5 protein-coding genes are annotated in these 6,029 nt (G+C 39.4%); all 5 read left to right on the top strand.

Features of this window, described 5'->3' with window-relative positions:
• Positions 1 to 93: 93 nt before the first annotated feature.
• The 5 genes from argC to PLK24_RS07325 all read left to right on the top strand — a co-directional run bounded on the left by argC (position 94) and on the right by PLK24_RS07325 (position 5,847).
• Positions 94 to 1,125, top strand: a complete 1,032-nt coding sequence (argC, locus tag PLK24_RS07345) for an N-acetyl-gamma-glutamyl-phosphate reductase (RefSeq protein WP_324477751.1) — start codon at positions 94 to 96, stop codon at positions 1,123 to 1,125.
• Between the two features lie 12 nt (positions 1,126 to 1,137).
• Complete coding sequence (gene argJ, locus PLK24_RS07340) at positions 1,138 to 2,358, top strand: bifunctional glutamate N-acetyltransferase/amino-acid acetyltransferase ArgJ (RefSeq protein WP_324477749.1); 1,221 nt, start codon at positions 1,138 to 1,140, stop codon at positions 2,356 to 2,358.
• A gap of 28 nt (positions 2,359 to 2,386) precedes the next feature.
• Positions 2,387 to 3,184, top strand: coding sequence for an acetylglutamate kinase (gene argB, locus PLK24_RS07335; protein ID WP_324477747.1), 798 nt, complete (start codon positions 2,387 to 2,389; stop codon positions 3,182 to 3,184).
• Positions 3,185 to 3,337: 153 nt separating this feature from the next.
• Entirely contained in the window at positions 3,338 to 4,558 is a 1,221-nt protein-coding gene (locus tag PLK24_RS07330; protein WP_324477745.1) for an aspartate aminotransferase family protein, read from the top strand.
• An 80-nt stretch (positions 4,559 to 4,638) separates the two neighbouring features.
• Positions 4,639 to 5,847, top strand: coding sequence for an argininosuccinate synthase (locus tag PLK24_RS07325; protein ID WP_324477743.1), 1,209 nt, complete (start codon positions 4,639 to 4,641; stop codon positions 5,845 to 5,847).
• The last annotated feature ends 182 nt before the right edge of the window (positions 5,848 to 6,029 follow it).

Below are 6,029 nucleotides of genomic sequence, written 5' to 3'. Positions count from 1 at the left end.
TTTTTTCATCACTTTTCACTTATTTCGGGATTTTCAGAATAGAATAAACCACTGAGGAGAATGACGATTAATCTAAAAAAGGAGATAAGCAAGATGATTCGGGTGGGAATAGCAGGTGCAACTGGTTATACTGGTCTTGAGTTGCTGCGTATTTGCTCAAATCATCCCGAAGTTGAAATCATTTGGGCAACCAGTGATAGCTACTCGGGGATAGAGCTTAAGAATTATTGTCCGGCATGGCAGGGTCGAACCTGTATGGTTCTTGAAAAACCGGACATGGATAAAATGGCTCGAGAAGTTGATGTGGTATTCTTAGGATTACCCCATGGTGTTTCGATGGATTACATTCCAGCTATTCTTCCCCATGCCAAGGTCATCGATCTGGGAGCGGATTTTCGTATTCAAAATCTTGAGGTATATGAAAAGTGTTATGGTTTACACCATAAGCTTCCTACGGTTGTTCAGGAAGCTGTTTATGGGATACCGGAACTATACCGCCAAAAAATAAAAGCTGCTCAGGTCATTGCCAATCCAGGATGTTATCCAACTTCAATCATTATTCCCCTTTATCCTTTATTAAAAAATCAAATTATTCACCCTGAGATTATAGCTGATAGTAAGTCGGGAGTGACTGGTGCAGGGAAAAGGCCAACCGAAGTGACCCATTTTTGTGAAGTTGATGAAAATTTTAAAGCCTATAAGATTGGCGAACACCGCCATCAACCGGAAATACAAGAACAGCTCTCCAAAGCTTACGGTGATTCGGTTGAGATTATATTTACTCCTCATCTCCTTCCTATTAAGAGGGGGATATTGAGTACCATCTATGTTCAGGGAGATCCATCAATTTCAGAAAAAGAGATGTGGAATGTTATAGATAATTTTTATCAAAATGAGCCATGGGTGAGGGTATATCCCCTTGGTCAATTTCCAGAAATAAAGTGGGTATTAGGTTCAAATTTCTGTGATATCGGTTTAAAGCAAGTTGGCAAAAATCATTTTGTCATTGTGTCGGCCATTGATAACCTAACCAAGGGAGCGTCTGGCCAAGCGGTTCAAAATATGAATGTCTTATTTGGGATCGATGAGCGAGTTGGATTACCGAGTTCAGTGCTCTATCCATAGGGGGTATCAGTAGTGGAAAAGGAAATAATTCAAAAATCAGGTGGTTTGGATATTGTAGAGGGGTTTTTTACCCGAGGAGTGCATTGTGGAATAAAGAAATCGAATAATGATTTAGCAATAATTTTTTCTGAAATTCCAGCAGCCGCTGCTGCGGTTTTTACAACCAATCGGGTGTGTGCTGCTCCAGTTGAGCTAACCCGAATGAACTTGGAGAAAAACCATCATATTCAATTGGTAGTGGTGAATAGTGGGGTTGCCAATGCCTGTACCGGAACAAAAGGTATGGAGGATGCGATATTGATGTCTCAAATGGCAGCCCGAGAATTTAATATTGAAGATCCTTCATTGGTTGCAGTCGCTTCCACCGGGGTGATTGGTGACTTTCTCCCTTTAAATAAAATCGAAATTGGTATCAAACAAACCCGAGAATTTTATCCTGATAATCCATCGGGATATGATACTGCTCGGGCAATTATGACGACTGATACTTTTCTAAAAGAAAAAGCCGTTACTTTTTTTCTTGATGGTCAAGAAGTCCATTTAGCAGGAATTGCAAAGGGATCGGGAATGATTAAGCCAAATATGGCAACCATGCTCGGTTTTATCTTAACTGATGCGGAAATTGATCCAAGGAGTCTCCAAAAAGCCTTAAAGAATGCAGTAGATTTGAGCTTTAACCGGGTTACAGTTGATAGTGACACCAGTACCAATGACATGGTTTTGTTGTTGGCTAACGGGAAAAGAGGAAAAGGCGTGATTAACGAAAAACATCCTGATTTCTTAATTTTTCAAGAAGCTCTTAATCGAGTTTGTCGGGATTTGGCTAAAGATATTGCTCGAGATGGAGAGGGGGCGACTAAATTCATCAATGTCATTGTCCAAAAGGCAAAAAATGAATCGGAAGCTCGAACGGTGGCGTTCACAGTAGCTGAGTCACCTCTGGTTAAAACCGCTTTCTTTGGTGAAGATCCCAATTGGGGACGGATTATGGCAGCAGTTGGTAGGAGCGGCATTTTAATTCAACCCGAAAGGATTAATATAACAATTAATGGTGTTCCTTTTGTTGAAGAAGGCATGGGTACTCAAAAAATGACTCGAAATGAATTACGGTCGGTTGTTCAGAGCAAAGAATTGGAGATACTGATCGATTTAGGTTTGGGAGATGCTAGTTTTAATGTCTGGACTTGCGATTTTTCTTATGATTATGTAAAGATTAACAGTCATTATAGTTGATTGGATATGAACAGATGGGGAGATTCATATGAAAGTTATCATAAAGTTTAGTGGAAAAAATATTGACCCCGATAAAAATGCTTTTCTCAAACCAGTGGTGGATTTGTGGCAAAAAGGGGCTGCCTTGGCGTTAGTTCATGGTGGCGGACCTCAAATTAGCAATTTAATGGAAAAATTGGGGAAAAAACCAAACTTTATTCAAGGATTGAGAGTTACCGATCAGGAAGCTATGGATCTTACCGAGATGGTATTGAGTGGATTATTGAATAAAACCTTGGTTGGCATGCTAACCCAATATGGAATTACTGCCTGTGGAATCAGTGGAAGGGATGCTGGTCTTTTCATCGCAAAAAAACACTCCATTGAACATGAAGGTCAATTCATTGATATCGGTTGGGTTGGAGACATCATTCAGGTCAACCCACAACTGGTAGAAACTTTATGGGGAAAGAGGATTTTACCCGTCGTTTCTCCAATATCCAGCGATAGCAATGGAAAAAGTTTGAATGTGAATGCTGATTGGGCAGCAGCTCAACTAGCTATTGCCCTTCGAGCTGAAAAACTCCTTCTTTTTACCGATGTTCCAGGAGTTCTTCGTGATCCATCGAACCCCGATAGTTTGATTCAGAATCTCTCAGCGAGTGAAATTCCTTTACTTGTTCAAAAAGGCATTGTTTCCGGAGGGATGATTCCTAAGCTTAAAATGATTCAAACCATTCTTCAGGGAGGAGTTGAAGAAATTTTCATTGCTGGAGGTGCTTCTTTGGAATTCCTAGATCAGTTATTGGGAGGAAAGTTCGTCCCAGGAACTCGGATTACAAGATAAAAGATGATAATCAATGTGAATTGAGCAGTGATAAGTAGCAATTTATAGAATTATGGAATTGAAAAAAGGATGGTTCCATGGTTAAAAAAAGGAATAAACCCATTACTCGGTTTATCAAAGCAGATAGAAAATAATTTTAAAAAAGGGTGAAATATGAATAGCGAGCAAGTTATTCAAATGGAAAACGAAAACATGTTGGCAACCTATGCTCGACTACCAATCGTAATAAAAACCGGCAAGGGATGTATGGTATATGATCCAGAAGGGAAATCATATTTGGATTTTGTTGCAGGAATTGCTGTGAATCTTTTAGGATATGGGTATCAACCCTTAATTCAAGCTATCTTTGAGCAAGCTCAGGAGCTTATTCATGCTTCCAATCTCTATTACACTCTTCCTCAAACTCAATTAGCTAAGGACTTGATTGATATTTCTGGATTTGATCGAGTATTTTTTAATAATAGTGGAGCTGAAGCGAATGAAATAGCGTTAAAAATGGCTCGTTTCTATGGAAGAAGAAAACATGGAAACCGTTATAAATTTATAACCTTTTCTCAATCTTTCCATGGACGAACTTTTTTAACCTTAACAGCAACTGCGCAGGAAAAGTTTCATCATGACTTAGAACCCCTGGTAAGTGGTATGAGTTATGCGGAATTCAATCAGATAGAAAGTGTTATGAAAGTCATTGATGATGAAACCTGTGGAATCATTGTAGAGCCGATCCAAGGTGAAGGGGGAATCTTTTGTAGCAAACCTTCTTTTCTTCATCAAATTCGTGACATATGTAATGAGCGAGATATTATTCTGATATTTGATGAAGTACAATGTGGAATGGGTCGAACCGGTAGATTTTTTGCTTTTGAAACCTATGGAGTAAAACCTGATATTGTTACTTTAGCCAAAGGTTTAGGTGGGGGGCTCCCGATTGGAGCAGTTTTGGTAAACGAAAAAATAGTGAATATAACTCGAAAGGGAGACCAAGGAAGTACCTTTGGAGGAAATCCTATTTGTTCTCGGGCTGCCCAGATTGTGGTCAATACGATTGCTCAAACCGATTTTCTGAAAAATGTTATTGAAACCGGGGAGTATTTACAACAACAACTTTATCAAACCCAACAAAAGTTTAGTGATTTGATCCAAGAAGTTCGTGGCATTGGTTTAATGTGGGGTTTACAAGTTACCGGAAAAGCCAAATTAATCGTCGAAAAGATGTTGGAAAAAGGGGTTATAGTCAATGCAGCAAACGATGATGTAGTCAGGCTTCTTCCACCTCTTATTGTTGGTAAAAAAGAAATTGATCAAATGGTAAAAAGCTTAGTTGAGGTTTTATTGGATATTCAATTTACCAATACAGTACCTGGAATGAAATAGGGAAAAAAGACTATTCGCCATGTATTCCACCTGGTTAGATATGGATGGAAAGATGGCGAGTTCGATTGAGGAGGAATAATATGAGTAAACGAAAAAAGATAGTTCTTGCCTATTCAGGTGGTCTTGACACCTCAGTTGCTATACGCTGGCTTCAGGAAAAATATGATGCCGATGTTTTTGCGGTAACCTTAGACTTGGGTCAGGGAAAAGACCTGGAGGGAGTTCAAAAAAAGGCTCTGAGCATTGGAGCTAAGGAAGCTTTTGTTTTTGATGTCCGGGAAGAATTTCTCAGTAATTATGTTTTACCAGCTCTATGGGCAGGTGCTATTTATGAAAAACGCTATCCCTTAGCAACAGCATTATCGAGGCCGTTGATTGCAAAATACCTGGTTCAAGTAGCCGAAGAAAAAGGAGCAACTTATATTGCCCATGGTTGCACGGGAAAGGGAAATGACCAGGTTAGAATCGAAGTATCGGTAGCAGCTTTAAATCCTGACTTACAGATTATCGCTCCAGCTCGGATATGGGGTTGGACTCGTGAGGAAGAAATTGAATGGGCTCTTGCCAATGGGATACCAATTCCAGTAACGGTCGATAGTCCTTATAGTATTGATGTTAATATCTGGGGTCGAAGTATTGAATGTGGTGTTTTAGAAGACCCTTGGACTGAGCCCCCTGAAGATATATACCAATGGACTCGTTCACCAGAAAAAGCACCTGATGAAGCAGCAACCATTGAAATTGGTTTTGAAAACGGAGTACCCAAGTTATTAAAAGGTCAGTTCTATTCACTGGTCAATATGGTCGAAGAATTAAATACTATTGGTGGCGATCATGGTTTTGGAAGAATAGATCATATCGAAAACCGCTTGGTGGGAATAAAATCCCGTGAAATTTATGAATGTCCAGCTGCGCTTCTTCTCCTCGAGGCATATAAAGATTTAGAAAACTTAGTTATGCCCCGGGAAGTAACTCATTTCAAATCGTTTTTAGAAGAAAAATATTCTTTAATGGTTTACGAAGGTCTTTGGTTTTCTCCGCTTCGAGAAGCTTTAGATGCTTTTATGCAAAAAATTGCTGAAAGAGTGAGTGGATCAATTCGGATAAAGCTCTATAAAGGTAGTATGCAGATAACTGGGAGAAAATCCGAAAACTCCTTATACGATTTTGCTTTGGCAACTTATGATAAAGGTGATCGTTTTGATCATGCATCGGCAGAAGGGTTTATTAAGCTCTGGGGGTTGCCGACAAAAATAGATGCCATTGCTCGGAAAAAAACCAACCAATAAAGACAGGAATCAGTTACTTCATTCCTTTGGAAGGGCATTATATAACCGGAAATGTCTTTTCAACCATGGTGAGATCGTAGCACAGAACTATCTAGATAAATAATGGGGCTTCATAAGTTAAGCCTCGGGCAATAACCTGTAAAAAAATAGGGGGTGCGAGTTGATTGTGCCCTCTATTTTTA

The sequence above is a fragment of the Atribacter sp. genome (assembly GCF_035418125.1).
In the GTDB taxonomy this organism is placed as follows: domain Bacteria; phylum Atribacterota; class Atribacteria; order Atribacterales; family Atribacteraceae; genus Atribacter; species Atribacter allofermentans.
The sequence above is the reverse complement of the archived record's forward strand: the minus strand, read 5'-3'. Positions and strand labels throughout refer to the sequence as shown.